Origin of the sequence: Shewanella sp. SP2S2-6 (genome assembly GCF_031931965.1) — a bacterium.
Taxonomy (GTDB): Bacteria; Pseudomonadota; Gammaproteobacteria; order Enterobacterales; family Shewanellaceae; genus Shewanella; species Shewanella baltica.
This window is the reverse complement of the sequence record NZ_JAUOEQ010000057.1, coordinates 1-16,141: the sequence shown is the minus strand read 5'-3', so window position 1 is coordinate 16,141 and position 16,141 is coordinate 1. Positions and strand designations below refer to the sequence as shown.

9 protein-coding genes, 1 rRNA gene and 1 pseudogene are annotated in these 16,141 nt (G+C 42.8%); 7 read left to right on the top strand and 4 right to left on the bottom strand.

Features of this window, described 5'->3' with window-relative positions:
- Window positions 1-396: 396 nt before the first annotated feature.
- Window positions 397-2,487, bottom strand: a complete 2,091-nt coding sequence (locus tag Q4Q57_RS21545) for a hypothetical protein (RefSeq protein ID WP_311891978.1) — start codon at window positions 2,485-2,487, stop codon at window positions 397-399.
- Window positions 2,488-3,219: 732 nt separating this feature from the next.
- Entirely contained in the window at window positions 3,220-4,869 is a 1,650-nt protein-coding gene (locus Q4Q57_RS21540; RefSeq protein WP_311891977.1) for a dipeptidase, read from the bottom strand.
- A gap of 408 nt (window positions 4,870-5,277) precedes the next feature.
- On the opposite strand from Q4Q57_RS21540, the gene Q4Q57_RS21535 reads away from it, so the two are divergent.
- The 5 genes and pseudogenes from Q4Q57_RS21535 to Q4Q57_RS21515 all read left to right on the top strand — a co-directional run bounded on the left by Q4Q57_RS21535 (window position 5,278) and on the right by Q4Q57_RS21515 (window position 9,586).
- Window positions 5,278-7,482 (top strand): M3 family metallopeptidase, encoded by a 2,205-nt coding sequence (locus Q4Q57_RS21535; RefSeq protein WP_311891976.1) that lies wholly within the window; start codon window positions 5,278-5,280, stop codon window positions 7,480-7,482.
- A 169-nt stretch (window positions 7,483-7,651) separates the two neighbouring features.
- Window positions 7,652-7,819, top strand: a complete 168-nt coding sequence (locus tag Q4Q57_RS21530) for a hypothetical protein (protein ID WP_014615331.1) — start codon at window positions 7,652-7,654, stop codon at window positions 7,817-7,819.
- A gap of 145 nt (window positions 7,820-7,964) precedes the next feature.
- The gene (locus Q4Q57_RS21525; RefSeq protein ID WP_041411193.1) at window positions 7,965-8,441 is read left to right on the top strand and encodes a hypothetical protein; all 477 of its coding nucleotides are present in this window, start codon (window positions 7,965-7,967) and stop codon (window positions 8,439-8,441) included.
- A 311-nt stretch (window positions 8,442-8,752) separates the two neighbouring features.
- Window positions 8,753-9,199, top strand: a pseudogene (locus tag Q4Q57_RS21520) (acetyltransferase); the annotation flags it as partial.
- 3 nt (window positions 9,200-9,202) lie between these two features.
- Window positions 9,203-9,586: a hypothetical protein gene (locus Q4Q57_RS21515; protein ID WP_041409145.1), complete on the top strand. Its 384-nt coding sequence runs from the start codon at window positions 9,203-9,205 to the stop codon at window positions 9,584-9,586.
- A 213-nt stretch (window positions 9,587-9,799) separates the two neighbouring features.
- On the opposite strand, the gene Q4Q57_RS21510 is transcribed toward Q4Q57_RS21515, so the two are convergent.
- Window positions 9,800-11,944, bottom strand: a complete 2,145-nt coding sequence (locus tag Q4Q57_RS21510) for a M3 family metallopeptidase (RefSeq protein WP_311891975.1) — start codon at window positions 11,942-11,944, stop codon at window positions 9,800-9,802.
- A 708-nt stretch (window positions 11,945-12,652) separates the two neighbouring features.
- Here Q4Q57_RS21510 and Q4Q57_RS21505 point away from each other — a divergent pair.
- Complete coding sequence (locus Q4Q57_RS21505) at window positions 12,653-14,698, top strand: bifunctional 2',3'-cyclic-nucleotide 2'-phosphodiesterase/3'-nucleotidase (protein ID WP_012197289.1); 2,046 nt, start codon at window positions 12,653-12,655, stop codon at window positions 14,696-14,698.
- A 155-nt stretch (window positions 14,699-14,853) separates the two neighbouring features.
- Entirely contained in the window at window positions 14,854-15,612 is a 759-nt protein-coding gene (locus Q4Q57_RS21500) for a DUF2057 domain-containing protein (RefSeq protein WP_311891974.1), read from the top strand.
- A 259-nt stretch (window positions 15,613-15,871) separates the two neighbouring features.
- On the opposite strand, the gene rrf is transcribed toward Q4Q57_RS21500, so the two are convergent.
- Window positions 15,872-15,987: ribosomal RNA gene (gene rrf, locus Q4Q57_RS21495) — 5S ribosomal RNA — on the bottom strand.
- Window positions 15,988-16,141: the final 154 nt, after the last annotated feature.

The window sequence follows — 16,141 nt, the reverse complement described above, 5'->3', positions numbered from 1 at the left end:
TTGCCATGGCATTCGCTCTCCGACACGCAGCTAGTCCGTCCTTGGATGCTCGACCGCCCCGTCCATGGGGCGGACAGTCGTCTCGCAAATCACCATGACTAACCTTTTTGGCACTAGTGTAACCTGTCTGTATGAAGGAGATACCCAGCACGCTTTTGGACAAACATGAGTTACAGTGATTGCTAATTTAGTCTTTCTCGAATTATTTAAGGTATGGCAAAACAAGTTAAGTGCATTGTTCTAGCCAGCTAAGAATGGATGACGAGAGTAAGAAAGGGATATTGCCGCTGGGCAAGAACTGCCCTATCAACTGGATTAGAAGTTCTCATTAAGCGGCATTTAACCCTTCAGCACTTACAAGTTTTGATAGCCGCCCTGTGTAGCGGCTTAGATCTATTATTTATTTTTATTCTTATATAAATCTATTGCAAAGTAGTTGAAGATCAAAAACCAGTCTTGGCTGTTGTTACCAACAGCTTTAGTTTTATTCATTATGCTGAGAAAATCTTCGTTGCCTGTGCAATGATCTAACATTGTAATTAGTTGATTTGAGCTAAAGAATCGGCTGTTTAGTGTATTGAGAGAATTGTCTGGGTTGATGTACTCGTTTTTAAAGATATCACTCTTGTAAATATTTTGTAGTTTTCTAAATGTTTTATTTATCTTTCCAATCTTCTCGGTTACTTTCGGGTCGTTATCAGTACTATTAATAGTTGAATTGATGCATGATATCAGAATACTTCTAACACTGTTAACATCTGCGAGACTGTAAAAATCGAAGAGTGTCAAAGACACTTTTTCAACTTTTCTATCTTTCAGTTCAAGAATGAACCCATTCTCGAATTCAATTTTCCCTTGTTTTCTAAGTAAATATTCATGCCTACAAATTTGCTCTTGAGAATTTAGCAGTGATAAAGCTAAGTCCCACAGTCCTGATAAGATATCTCCGCTTTTTGATTCAATGTCCAATTCTTTAGATTTTTCTTCAATGAAGATGATTCTATCTTCAGTTTCAATAATAAAGTCACATTCACCATCTTTTGAATTTGAGCTAATATCTTGAAAAATTTTTCCTTTAACTTTGTATTTTAATCCAGATTTGTGAGATATTTTTCTTGCATTTAATAGGTTTTTTATAAATTCTTCTGACATATCACCACGTAAGTCGTTAAATTTTTTTCCTACTATTCCTATTTTAGCACACTCATGTTTCAGCTTAGCCCTCAAAAACCACACAAATCCATCGTTATGAAAATATGAGTTTAAATAAATAATCTTATCATTATTTTTAATGAATGGTTTTTCATAGTAGTTTATCGCGTTCATATCGAAAGGATTTAGATAGTCTTTATTCACTTGACTTTCTTCTATACACAGTTCATTCAATGCGCTTTGTATCTCACTTTCTGTATATCTTCCTAGTAAGTGAGAATATAATTCTGCTTTTTCTATGGACTGTATATCAATGCTCGACGTTGTATTTACTATGTCAAAAATATCAATGCAAATGCTTAAATCTATGTCTTTGGGTATTTTGGCATTATGATTTTTATTGAACATGCCATTGATTATTTTCCTGGCATTACTATTACTATACTGATGAACAGTAAATAGTTCATCGTGCAATAAGTTCTTTCGCAAATAAGGCATTATATCTTGGCCTGAAAGCAAGCTTTCGTATGGATTTAACCATTGTAGCTCTAATATTGTCATTAGATCTTTCGATAACTCAATAATCTCTGATATTTGCTTTTTTGCTTGATGATTCTTTACTGTATTCAAATTTTTTATGGACAGATTATAAAGGTAACCAAAAGGAATGTTTGGCTCTGGTTGAGAGTTTGTTGGATGTAACTCTTTCCTCAAGTAAAATCTATCATGTTTTTTTCTATAGCATGATTTAATTCTTGCAAGAATATCCTGATAAAGTTTATCACCCAGTTTTTTTGCTCTAAAATCAATTCCTTGCAGAACATTGTTGAATTGTTCATCGCTTAAGTGAATTTTACCTTCGATTACATCAACCTTGATTCCTTTTTGTCTGAATCTTTTAACTGCTTCTGATACGATTTTGTTTTTTTCATTTAAAGATAAATATGGATGATTATGATTAGCCATATAAATGTAATTTTGTATAAGTTTATGTGCCTCTATCCATTTTTGTTCGTTGATGGTGTACCCATCTAGAAAATTTAAAAAGAATCTGAGGTAAGCAAGAAATCTGAATTCATTGGGATTTTTATTGTTACAATAGAAATCATACGAGAATTGGTTGAAAACCGTGATGTAATCTTCGTAAGGACATTCGTTTGAAGTTAATAACGATACTACTTTTCTCTTTATAAACTCCGATACTTCATTAGTCGTTTTAGAAGATATGAAGGTGTAGCCGATTTCGTTAGCTACCGCTATAAAATCCTTCTTTGTTTTAAAATCTATACTCCAATCGTAAGTCGATGTAGTCAGAGTAGAGAACAATTGATTCATCGTCACACCTTATATTTACAATAATATAAAAAACTCAGCGAATTATATAGTACTAAATCAGAATACACCTTTTAAACTCACAGAGTGAGATAGATACTAATAGTGAACCAAATAAGGCCCTGATAGGCCTTTTATCTGTTCATTAGTTTATGTACGTCAAAACTCAGTATCGTGAGCTGCACTGAGTATTAACGTTAACTTGGAATGGGGCAATAGCTTTTTAGCTAAACGAACAGCGAAAGGGTCAGTGAGGATTGGCATTGTTGCAACAGTGACCGTTGGCGACATGGATGTCGCCGTCGAGCCCTCAGGGATGAGTTTACGGCGTGTCACTGGGAAAACAATGACAATTAATGCTGCGTAACTCAGTTGTCTTGCTTTGGGGCAATAGCTTTTTAGCTAAACGAACAGCGAAAGGGGCAGTGAGGATTAGCATTGTTGCAACAGTGACCGTTGGCGGCATGTTAAGTAGAGCCCTCAGGGATACTTCTTATTAAATGAAAGGGGGCGAGTCACTGGGGAAACAATGACAATTCATGCAGCACAACTGACGATATAACTCACTAGCTTTTGAGCTTTTGAGCTTTTGAGCATTTCAAATTGGAATGGCGGAAATCTAAGATTTAACCGCCATTGTTCTATTAACCCTTAATGCTTAGCTTAATACTTGATACAGACTTTATTGCTACTCAACACTTTTGTGCCATCCCTAAATCACTTTCACAGAGATCCCTATTTAACCGCCGATAGTTCGATAAACGCTGCGGTATACATTTTTAGGTTCAGCATAAATTGCTTATGGGTGATGAACTCTTTTTCTGTATGGCCAGTGTATTCCACACCCGGCATGGCTGGGCCAAAACTTAAGGCATTGGGGAATAATTTACTGTTGGTTGAGCCGCCGATCGCAACGGGTTTAGGGTCGACTATGCCAGTGAAGTGGGCAAACACGTCGAGCAGGGTTTGTTGCTGCGGCGCACCTTTCATCACCATAGGCTCGCCCCAATAACTTTCGATATCAGCAAGTTGCACTTGATGTTTCTCCTGCCACAGGGCTAGGGCTTCACGGGCTTGTTTAGCGAGTAACTCTGGTGTTTTGCCGACAGGACGGCGCAAGTTAATGGTCACCTCTGTGCCCTTCTGCGTTTGCACCACCACAGTCGGGGCTAAGGTCAGCGGTCCCATAAAATCATCTTTATAGGCTAGGTCACCAAACTGCTCGGCATAAATGCCTAAACCCACCAGCTCGTCCATGGCGGCAACAGTTAAGGAGGCGCTGGTTTGCGGCCAAGGCTCATCATTCAACTCGGGACTTAATAATGCCGCTAAATGCGTCACGGCATTCACTCCATCTTCAGGAGTGGATGAATGGGCGGCTTTACCGTCGGCAAAGATATGCAAGTTGCACTGTTTATCGACGCAATGGTTTTCAAAACGATATTTCATCCCCTGCTGCGCGGCGGCTCTGGTCTGTAACTTTGTCAGTAATGCGGGTGAAACCGCCTCAATTTCCGCCTCGGCCTGCTGCGGTACTTGGCTGGCAAAATAGCCGCCAGAGAAAGCCGTTAACGTGGGAGTTTGGTTTGAAGCCTCTGCTCTCGCTTCTATATTGGAGATCGTAATATTGGGTACAGTAAAGGTAATCTTGCTCCAGCCTTTCTCGGCGGTGACCACGGGGTATTCGGCATCGATAGTAATGTTCATATCCGCTGGCGTGTAGCTGGCTAAAAAGGTTTTCAGTGGTTCCCAGTCGGACTCTTCAGCAAGATAAACCAAGAGTTCAATGCGTCTATCTCGCTTAATGTGTTTATCTTTAATCGCCTTCATCGCATACATGGCGGTAACGATGGCGCCCTTGTCGTCCTCTGTGCCGCGGCCAATCAGTTTGCCCGGTTCCGATTGAGTATCAAGCAGATAAGGGCTCTGCGCCCACAAAGCAGGATTAGCTGGTTGCACATCGCCGTGGGTGACTATGCCTAACTTTTTAGGTTCATTGTTCACAGCCGAATTGGCATCTAAGCCAATCAATACCACATAACCATGATCGGCATAATCTAACCCGAGCTCCTGACTGAGTTGCTTTAAACTCGACTTAAAGCCCACAAAGGCGGGATTGGTATCTGGCGTTTGCCCTTCAACCGCTTGGGTATTAAAACTCACCAACTGAGTCAAACTCTGCACCATAGCCGCATCGTATTTTGCGACCGCATAATCGGCGACCTTTAGTGCATTTGGGCTTAACTGGGGGACGATTGTGTTAGTCGCTGTTGTTGCTGGCGCTGGCGCCTCAATGCACTGCGGCATAACCCAGCTGGACGCAGTCAGTAATACCAAGGATAACGCTCGACGTACGCGAGCATGTTGAATACCAGATTGAGACATAGAAGATCCTATTATTGTTATTCGTGTTTTAGGACCGTACTGCAAGAGACGGTTGAAAATGGATTAAGCTGGTTTAGTGCAAGGTGTGGCTTACACCAGTCATCTACGACGTGTTTGCGGCTATTATCTTCGACTACAGCCTTGAGCAATGATGTTGCCAATAAAGCGCCGAGACGCGATAACATCCTCAGCCAGTTTGCCATATTATTTTGCTTAAAAGCCTGAAACAAAACATTTGTTACAAACTAAACACAAAATCGATGGAACCCCTAGTCCGATACATGTTAAACAGTCACATTAAGATAAATTAATGGTTTTAGCCGCGCGTAGACTTCAATATTTGCTGAAATCCATGGCCATCATCAAACAATCACCCATAACAATAATCGACCTAACGGGGAAAAAATAATGAAGGGACTAACCCTTAAACCGCAAGCCCGCACGGCTAAGCTCACGCTAAGTGCCATCGCTTTAGCCTTAACTTTGGGCGCATGTAGCACACAACAACCCGAAGCCAGTGTTCAAGCAAGCGCAGCGCCCAATGCCGTGTCAGCGCAGATTATCAGTCAGAATGCGACCAATCCATTCTTCAAACCCTATGATACGTTTATGGAAATTCCGGCCTTTGATAAGATCAAGCCAGAGCATTTCCTCCCAGCCTTTAAAGCGGGCGTAGCTCAGCAACACGAACAAATTCAAGCGATTGTTGATAATAAAGCCAAACCCACCTTCGCCAATACCATTGAAGCCATGGAGTTTTCTGGCGATCTAGTGACGCGCGTTTCTAATGTCTTCTTTAACCTGACAGGCGCCGATACTACGCCAGCATTGCAAGCACTCTCCAAAGAAGTGTCGCCTATGTTATCGTCCGCCGAAGACGATATCCTGCTCAATGACAAACTGTTTCAAAAAGTCAAAGCCGTTCACGACGCGAAAGACAGCCTAAAACTCAGCACGGCCCAAGCCAAATTGTTGGAAGATACCTATAAATCTTTCACCCGTGGCGGCGCTAACTTAAGCGAACAAGATAAAACCAAACTGCGCGCATTGAACGAAGAGATCGGTAAACTCAATTTAGCCTTTGGTGACAATCTATTAGCCGAAACCAATGCCTTCGAATTAGTGGTTGATAGCAAAGCCGATCTCGCAGGTTTACCCGCTGATGTGGTTGCAACCGCCTTTGAAACCGCGAAAAAACGTGGCCATGAAGGCAAGTGGGTATTCACCACTTCTCGCCCTTCTATCACGCCGTTTTTAACCTATGCCGATAACCGCCAGTTACGTGAAAAACTCTACAAAGGTTATATCGAGCGCGGTAACAACAATAACGCCAACGATAACAAGATTATCCTCGCGAAGATTGCCGCCCTGCGTGCTGAACGTGCTCAACTGATGGGCTATAAAACCCATGCGGATTTCGTGTTAGAAGAACGCACAGCTAAAACGCCAGAAAACGTCTATGGCTTACTCAACAAAGTATGGCCAGCGGCATTGGCCCAAGCCAAAACCGAAGTGGCTGATATGCAAGCCATGATTGACGCACAAGGTGGTAAATTTAAGCTGCAAGCGTGGGACTGGGATTACTATGCTGACAAAATTCGTGTCGCTAAGTACAGCTTTAACGAGCAACAAACCCGCCCGTATTTCTCACTCGACAGTACATTAAAAGGCGTGTTCTACACGGCTAATCGTTTATACGGTTTGACCTTTAAAGAGCGTACCGACTTACCCAAATACAATGCAGAAGTCCGTACTTGGGAAGTTTACGATAAAGACGGCAAGCTGATGGCCATCTTTATGGGTGACTATTTCACCCGCGACAGCAAACGTGGCGGCGCTTGGATGAACTCTTTCCGCAAGCAATACCATATGAATGGCGTTGATTCTAAACCTATTATTGTTAACGTATTGAACTACCCTCGCCCAGCGGGCAGTGAGCCAGCGCTGCTGACCTTCGATGAAGCCAGCACCCTATTCCACGAATTTGGCCACGCCCTACACGGCATGTTATCGAACGTGGAATATCGCTCACAGGGTGGCACCGCCGTACCTCGCGATTACGTTGAGTTCCCATCGCAAGTGAATGAAAACTGGATGACTCAGCCAGAAGTGTTAGCCCAATTTGCCAAGCACTACAAAACCGGCGAAGTGATCCCGCAAGAGCTAGTGCAGAAAATCCAAGCGGCCAGTAAGTTCAACCAAGGCTTTGCCACCGTTGAATACATGGCAGCCACTAAGCTCGATTTAGATTGGCACACACTAACCGACACTACGCCAAAGGATGCGGCCAAGTTTGAAGCAGACTCGTTAGCGGCAATGGGACTGATTGAAGAAATTAGCCCACGCTATCGCAGCACTTACTTCTCGCATATTTTCGCGGGCGGTTATTCAGCAGGCTACTACAGCTACCTGTGGTCGGATATTTTAGGCGCGGATGCTTTCGAAGCCTTTAAAGAAAACGGCATTTTCGACAAGGCCACTGCGGACTCCTTCCGTAATAATATTCTGTCGAAAGGCGGCAGCGATGATCCTATGCTGATGTATAAAAACTTCCGCGGTAAAGAAGCCGGCATAGAGCCGCTGCTGCGTAGCCGCGGATTACTGGCCGAGTAACATCACCAATCATCATTTACCAAAGGCAAGATAAACAACGGGAGCTTCGGCTCCCGTTTTCTTATAATTTTATTAAGCAACTTCTACAATAACCTATTAATTGGCTCAATATTTTAGTACTGTGTTGCCGCATATAAGGATATTTTTAAAATTATCAATGGAAATGATTATGTCTAATGCCCTACTAAGCTCTCCATTTCAAGCAAATAAAGAAAAACTGCTCACACTGCGATTACAGAATGAACTCAATACCATTCGAATATTCAAAGCTCTGGATGCTGACCCAAATACAATTGGTGCCGAAGTGGTTTTTATAGACTATGAATATTCCCTATGATTCCTTTATGCCACTAATATCCCATTCGATTAATATTACGAGAATGTAAAAATACAGTAAGTACCAGATTTAGCCTTCGCAATAAGGCGTGCAGGTGGAAAAATCAACAACCTAACAATAGTCAGCTATAAGGAATTCAGAGTCTATGTCAGATAATTTTTTTGAGAAACATGACTTATCTATCGGCGTGTTTGTCGTTGGTATTGCAGTCATCATGTTCCTTATGTTTGGTGCGGGTGCTATCGGCCCTTTACTTTTCCTTACGATTGAAACGCTATTCGGTAAATTAACACACGAAGAGTTTGGTACCCTTTTCGCATCAAGTATAGTGATCATGACCCTGAGTATTGTTATACCAAACGTATTAATTATACGAGGTAGACCTAGAGCAGTTAAAATCAATAAAATAAACGTCTATTTTCAACTCATTTGTTACTTACTATTTTTATTAGTTCTTGAACACAAACAAACCTGGATTTTTCTTTGCTTTGTTATTTTTCCGTTATTAGCGAACTGGTTAATGTCGTCTGCTAAATATCTAACCTTCCTTGCCTTTTACGAAACTCTACGCAAGGATCCAATCGTGTTTAGACAAAGCTTAGCAAAACGAATATTTAAGTAAGCACAGTAAATACAAGCTCTATTATCTGATATTAGTTTAAGTATATTTTTCATTAGAAAACATTAACAACACGTCATAATACAACCCAAAAAAGATAATGGGTGACGATGAGAAATTAGGTGTCGATGTCAGATAAATTTTGAAAAACATAACTTTTCTATCATAATTGTCGACAAGGTTACTGCGGATCCCGTCCGTAATCATATCCTTTTTAAAGGCGGATTCGTAAATGTTGGTACGTTTCCGCTTCACATTTTAACCCACTTTAATTCACCGCTTAGGCGACATTAAATCTTCAATAGAGTTATATGATGAATATTGAGATGGTAGAAAAAGCAGATCATCTTAGTCTGCTCGATATTTGGGAAGCATCGGTAAGAGCAACCCATGACTTTTTAGCAGAAGAAGATCTACAACAATTAAAGCCGCTGATCCTCGAACAGTATTTTGATGCCGTTCACTTAAAGTGCGCTAAAAATGACAATGGAGAAATACTCGGATTCTGCGGGGTACATGATGGCAATATTGAAATGCTGTTCATCTCACCTGACGCGCGCGGAAAAGGTATTGGTTCCATGCTAGCGACACATGCCATTCATGAACTGGGAGCCACAAAAGTTGATGTTAATGAGCAGAATGAGCAAGCATTAGTTTTTTACCAGCATATTGGTTTTTCAGTAACGGGTCGCTCACCCGTTGATGGACAGGGTAAACCTTATCCGCTGTTGCATATGACGTTATATTCCATTGAGGAATTGTCTATGTATCCTGATTCAATAGATGAGAATAGGATTGGAGAGTATCCGGCGGAAACAAAATCAGGCGGCGGTTATTTCTATGATCAAGTCCTAGAATATCGTGTTTGGTGTCGCCCTTGGCAAGGTGCTCCAGATGAATTTGATGGTGAAATCTACTATTACGCATTTCATACTTATAATGAAGCTCTTGAATTTTCGAATGAAACTGACGGGTCTGAAGCGCCTTTAGTACTTGTTAAACAGCTTGAATGGATTGATGAACCTGAAGCTGGAAAATTCATTCATAAAACGGGTGAGCGCCTAACAGAATGGAGGATTGAGTGGCTATTAGAGAGTCAACGTAAGGAGGACACTATTGCTAACTTTATGCGTGAAAATCAAACATAAACATTTGATTAAAATAATAAAGTGGTTCAATGCTGCCTTTCACCAACATTTCAACAAACTATTTTGGAACTGTGATCAGAGCGTTATCGGTAGATTTCCCCGTCCTCTAACTTCCTGTCTTGAAAAAATGATGAATAAATCCGCCCCGACATCAATAAAAAAGGCTTGCTAGGTTTCCCTAACAAGCCTTTGGGCCTTTTTACAACGAATCGATTAGTCGACTAAACCGCGGCGCTTTAACAGTGCATCTGTTGTCGGCTTTTTACCGGTAAAGTGAATGTAATCTTGCATGAGATCTTCACTGTTACCTTTAGATAAGACTTCCTTACGGAATTTGTCACCATTATCGGCTTTTAATCCACCGTGCTCGCCCATGTAGGCAAAGGCATCGGCGGCAAACACTTCGGTCCACAAATACGCGTAATATCCAGCTGAATAACCGCCGGAGAAGGCATGGCTAAAGTAGCTCGATTTATAACGCGGGGGAATTGGCGCAAAATCGAGGCCGTGTTTAGCTAACACTTGGTGCTCAAACTTCTCTACATCGCTAATTTGAGTATCGGCGCTGATAGAGTGCCATTCCATATCTAACAAGGCAGCTGACAGATACTCAACGGTATCAAAACCTTGGCCAAACTTATTTGAGGCTAAGATTTTATCAAGCAGTGCCTTAGGAATTGGCTCACCCGTCTTGTAGTGTTTGGCATAGTTAGCAATCACAGCAGGATCGATATTCCAATCTTCGTTAACCTGGGATGGGAACTCAACAAAGTCACGTGCGGTTGATGTGCCAGCCACGCTTGGGTATTTCACCTGCGAGAATAAACCGTGAACCGCATGACCCATTTCATGGAACATAGTGGTCACTTCATCGAAGGTCATTAACGTTGGGCCATCGGCTGGCTTAGGAATATTCAGCGCGTTATAAACAACGGGCTTAGTGCCAAGCAGACCGCTTTGGGTGACGAACTCATCCATCCACGCGCCGCCGCCTTTGCCTTCACGGGCATAAGGGTCAAGGTAGAATAAGCCAATAGAGCTGTTGTCTTTATCAAAGACTTCAAAGGCTAAAACATCGGGATTCCACACGGGTAAATCGGTACGCGCTTTTAAGCTGATGCCATACAGTTTATGCATCGCGAAAAACAGCCCGTCTTGCAGCACAGTATTAAACTCGAAATAAGGTTTGATGCTGCTTTCGTCGAGATCGTATTTCTCTTTACGCACTTTGTCGGCGTAATAAGCCCAATCCCAAGGTTGAAGCTCGAAATCACCGCCCGCCTTTTTGATTTCAGCTTGAATATCAGCCGCTTCCACTTTGGCACGTGCTAAGGCTTTTGGCGCTAAATCATCGAGGATTTCATACACAGCGGCTGGGGTTTTCGCCATTTGATCGGCAACCGCATAGGATGCCCAAGTATCGAATCCCAATAAGTTAGCTTTTTTAGCCCGAATTTGCGCCATTTTAACAATCAATGGGCCATTAGTTGCGACGGCTCTGTGCGCCGAAGTTTCCCACACTTTTTGGCGTAGTTCACGGTTGCTCAGGCTAGAAAGCACAGGCTGGCGAGTCGTGTTCACTAAGGTAATCAAATAGCCCTCTTTTCCAGCAGCTTTGGCGGCAGCGGCTAAGGTGGCGATTTCGCTGTCAGATAAACCAGCTAACTGGGCTTTATCCGTCACAACAATCACATCATCTTTAAATGATTTTAAGCTGTTTTGTGAAAAGTCCGTCGCTAAGGTTGCAAGCTCGGCGTTAAAGTCGCGCATCTTAGCTTTATCTTCAGCTGACAATTTCGCGCCAGCGCGAACAAACTGCTCATAGTAGTATCCAACTAAACGCTGATCTTCCGCATTTAAGCTGCTTTTTTGTTGATATACCGCTTCAACACGGGCAAATAACGTTGGATCGAGATAAATATTATCGCGATGGGCAGATAGCTTAGGTGCAAGATCTGCTTCGGTTTTCTGGAAATCATCATCAGAAATCAGACCGGCGAGATTAAAGAAGGTCCGCGACACCCGCGTTAATAATTCACCCGAGGTTTCCATCGCCAGAATGGTGTTGTCAAAACTGGCTGCTTGCTTGTTATTCACAATGGCAGCGATTTCAGCATCATGGGCTTTAATGCCTTGCTCGAAGGCAGGAGCATAATCTGCAGTATGGATAAGGTTAAATTGTGGCGCTTGATCCTGCAGTGGACTCTTGCTCAGCAACACATTGGTTGCTTCTGCTTTAGCAGCAGTTTGAGTCGCTACGGCATTTTTGGCTTCATTGGCACTGGCGGCTGGCTTGTCTGAACAAGCGCCAAGTAACAAAGCCGCGGCCACGGCTGTGGTAATAACGGACTTACGCATATTAACTCCCTTGGATGTTGCTGCCCTTTCGTTTGTATTTTTAAGGTGAAAGGTGCGCGCTAACGGATTTTGGCTTTCAGTTTAAAACAGTCTGAGTCAACGAACGCTTGTTGCTACGGTCGTTAATTTCGATGAACTACCTTAACAAGTTACGCGCATTCCAGCCAAGTTTTACCCCACCACTGCGGCGCTAATTTGTATCACTTTATGTGTATTTCGAGTCTATATGTGCCTATGCCAACGCTTAGCTACACCTAAGGCGCAGCAATCAGTGTTAAGCGCTTGCAAGCAGAAATGATGAGGATTAGCTAAAATTCAATGTAAAAAGAATTATTTAAAACAATCCAATTGGATTTTTTAAGCCAAATATTCTCAACATAGAAAGCAGCATAAGCAAATAAAACACCGTTTCTATAACAAATATTAATTCTTCTTAATAAACTTTTTGCTGTGATTATTTAAACCTCAATGTAACAAATACACAGGCCAAATGGCTCATTATTTAGGCAGGCGCACTCTGAGTCACAATTTGAAACAGCTTTTCTCCGATTAATGTCACATTCAGATCATCAAATGTCTTTATAATTCCCGCTCGTTAACTTCGCGACAAATTAACCTAACAGTTAAATGACGCCGAATTAACGGGATGATGGGCATGCTCTTGACGGAACATGCGTTGGGGTCAAATAAATATAAATAGAGATAACTATGTTAAATAAGAAAATACTCGCAGTGATGATCACTGCCGCCCTTGGTGTCAGCGCCTGTAATTCTGATGACGACAAAGTCGTTCAAGCCGATTTACGGGTACTCGAAACCACAGATCTGCACACAAATATCATGGATTTCAACTACTACAGTGGTAAAGACGATCCCACAATCGGTCTTGCCCGCACTGCAAGCTTGATCCACGCTGCACGCAACGAAGCCAAGAATAGCGTCCTCGTTGATAACGGCGATCTACTGCAAGGCAGCCCTATGGGCGATTATATGGCTAAAGTGGGCCTGCAAATGGGCGATGTTCACCCTGCTTATAAAGCCATGAACCTATTAGATTATGAAGTCGGCAATATCGGTAATCATGAATTTAACTATGGTTTAGATTTCTTAAATAAATCCATTAGTGGTGCAGATTTCCCTTATATCAACTCGAACGTTTATTGCGCCGACGATAATGGTTGCTGGAAAGAAGTTAAAAAAGGTGAGCATTTATTCACCCCTTATATCATCAAACAAAAAATCATTATCGACAGCGAAGGCAATAATCAAACCATTAACATTGGTTATATTGGTTTTGTGCCACCGCAAATTCTATTGTGGGATAAACAAAATCTGACGGGAAAAGTGACGGTTGAAGATATAGTTACCACCGCGAAAAAATATGTCCCAGAAATGAAAGCTAAAGGGGCCGATATCATTATCGCCATTCCACACTCTGGCATTGGTTCGACGGAAAATCCTGGCGATCCTATGGCTGAAAACGCCACTTACGCTTTGACTTATGTTGACGGTATCGATGCGATTCTATTCGGCCACAGCCACTCTATCTTCCCAGATGCTAAGTATGCTGACTTACCCAATACCGATGTCACTAAGGGCCTACTGAACGGCGTTCCCGCAGTGATGCCAGGTCGTTGGGGTGATAACTTAGGGGTGGTTGACTTTAAACTCGAACGTAGAGATGACAAGTGGCATGTCCTTACTGCCAAAACGCAAGCTCGCCCTATCTATGATGGCGCAAATAAAGCCCCATTAGTTGAAGCGGATGCTGCTATTCACGATGCTGTCGCAGCCGAGCACCAAGGTACCCTCGCCTTTGTGGATGAACCTATCGGTGTCGCCGCGGCGGACATGTATAGCTTCCTCACCTTAGTGCAAGACGACCCTACGGTACAAATCGTTTCCGATGCGCAAATCGCTAACGTGAAAGCGAAATTACCTGCAGCATTAAAAGGGTTGCCAGTACTGTCAGCCTCTGCACCTTTTAAAGCGGGCGGTCGCCACGGTACAACCAGCGATGCCGATCAATTTGTGCAAGTCGATAAAGGTCCACTGACCTTTAAAAACGCCGCCGATCTGTACCTGTATCCCAATACTATGGTGGCCGTCAAAGCAACGGGTGCCGAATTGAAAGATTGGCTTGAGTGCTCAGCCAACCAGTTCAATCAAATCGACCCAGCAAAAACCACCCCACAAGAGTTAATCAACTGGGATGGCCATCCAACCTATAATTTCGACGTACTCGATGGCTTAACTTACAAAATTGATGTCACTCAACCGAACAAGTTTGACCGCGATTGCGCCGTTGTTAATGCCAACGCAAACCGTATCGTTGATTTAAGCTATAAAGACGAAAACGGCAAAGTCATCACAGGTGAAGAATTTGCCGCGAAAGAGTTTATCGTCGCCTCAAATAACTATCGCGCCTTTGGTGGTAAGTTTGCCGGTACGGGTAGCGACCATGTCGTGCTTGAACTGCCCGATACCAACCGTGAAGCATTAGCGGCTTATATCACAGCGCAATCTCAATACAACGAAACCACGGGTAAGTACGAAGGTATGGTCAATCCAAGTGCCGATTACAACTGGGATTTCAAAACCATCACGACCAACGTCACATTAGACGTTCGCTTCGAAACCCAAGACAGTGATAAAGCTGCTACCTTTATCGAAGCCAATAAACAACGTGAAATGAAGAAGATCAGCAAGGATGAACTGGGTTTCGCCGTTTATAGCATCAACCTAACCAAATAAGCGTTCAATCCCGAAATATCACCTCAAAAGGCTCCTCGTGAGCCTTTTTTATTCCCTACCGATTAAATTAACGCTAATCTGCGCGCTATAAACGGCGTGTCGCCAAATATCTACCTTATTATTTAGCGGCGTCCTCGCAACAACAGAGAAAGCTTATGAAATATCAATCAATCTTATGTGCCACCGCGTTAATGCTGGTTGCAGTGCAGCCTGCAACGGCCGATGTTAATCTCAATCTGCCTAAAAATGCTGAAGTGTTAACGGTCAATGGCAAGCCAGCCGTAAAGAGTGGCAACCTCGTTTTAGCCGATGGTATCAATCAGATAGCCTTTCGCTATGCCGCGCAATACAGGCAGCAAGCTGACTCAGTGCATTATCTATCCGACGTGCTCATCGTCCGTTTTGATGCGTCAGCACAAACACTTACCCTGACACTTCCCGCCATCAACTCCGCTAGAGATGCCAAGAAATTTGATGAGTCACCCAAATTGACACTATCAAATGCTCAAGATGAAGCAGTGAGTTTTACCAGCGATAAATTGATTAAGAATGGGATCCAACTGGGACGGGATTTCGAACACGAGATACTGCAGTACAACCTTAGCAATCATCCGGCTTCATTAAATCTCACTATGAATACCGCGACAACACAAGCAAACGACGCCATTGCACCAATATTGGCAAGCCAGTCACAAATACGCCAAACAGCAGCAGTCACATCCACGAACTTGATCGCGCCAGCAGTGATGTCGTCAGCTGCCGCAGCGGTAAATGACAAGGCTCAGCCAACGACTTCAGTGACATCTACAACCGCACCTAGCCAAGCTGAAATCAGTCAAATGCTTGATTACTGGTACAAACAAGCCAACGACAATACCAAAGCCAGCTTCAAAGCCAAAATCAATAAAGAGTGATCTATAGCGCTTCAGTTTATCTATTTAAAACCGCCAGCTTAGTACCACACATGAACTGGCGGCTCTATTCAGTTCGTAAAATTAGAACTTAGTAAAACTTAAGCTCATTAAAAAGAGCCCTGTAAACCATTCCCACCTCACAGCTTAATGTTATTTCAAACAATGAAACGGTTTCAAAACGCTAAAACATGTAAATTGCAGACGCAAAAAATCCAGCTTATTCAGCTGGCTTCGTTACATCTCAATGAGATAATTAGGCGCTTGGCGATGACCTACTCTCACATGGGGAGACCCCACACTACCATCGGCGCGTTTGCGTTTCACTTCTGAGTTCGGGATGGGATCAGGTGGTTCCACAAGGCTATTGTCACCAAGCAAATTCTGTTTATTACCGTGTCCATCGCTGGACCACGTTAATAATAATTCGGAAAGCTGATTTGCTTTGTTTGAGTTCGCACTTCATCAAGTGTCGATATTCTGTCTAAGGCTTTTCGTACGACCTCCATGGATGGAGGAAGTGCTAGAAAAT

Excerpts from the sequence above, each read along its gene's own strand:
- Q4Q57_RS21545 (WP_311891978.1), bottom strand. The coding sequence starts at position 2,487 with ATGAATCAATTGTTCTCTACTCTGACTACATCGACTTACGATTGGAGT.
- Q4Q57_RS21540 (WP_311891977.1), bottom strand. The coding sequence starts at position 4,869 with ATGTCTCAATCTGGTATTCAACATGCTCGCGTACGTCGAGCGTTATCC.
- Q4Q57_RS21535 (WP_311891976.1), top strand. The coding sequence starts at position 5,278 with ATGAAGGGACTAACCCTTAAACCGCAAGCCCGCACGGCTAAGCTCACG.
- Q4Q57_RS21530 (WP_014615331.1), top strand. The coding sequence starts at position 7,652 with ATGTCTAATGCCCTACTAAGCTCTCCATTTCAAGCAAATAAAGAAAAA.
- Q4Q57_RS21525 (WP_041411193.1), top strand. The coding sequence starts at position 7,965 with ATGTCAGATAATTTTTTTGAGAAACATGACTTATCTATCGGCGTGTTT.
- Q4Q57_RS21515 (WP_041409145.1), top strand. The coding sequence starts at position 9,203 with ATGTATCCTGATTCAATAGATGAGAATAGGATTGGAGAGTATCCGGCG.
- Q4Q57_RS21510 (WP_311891975.1), bottom strand. The coding sequence starts at position 11,944 with ATGCGTAAGTCCGTTATTACCACAGCCGTGGCCGCGGCTTTGTTACTT.
- Q4Q57_RS21505 (WP_012197289.1), top strand. The coding sequence starts at position 12,653 with ATGTTAAATAAGAAAATACTCGCAGTGATGATCACTGCCGCCCTTGGT.
- Q4Q57_RS21500 (WP_311891974.1), top strand. The coding sequence starts at position 14,854 with ATGAAATATCAATCAATCTTATGTGCCACCGCGTTAATGCTGGTTGCA.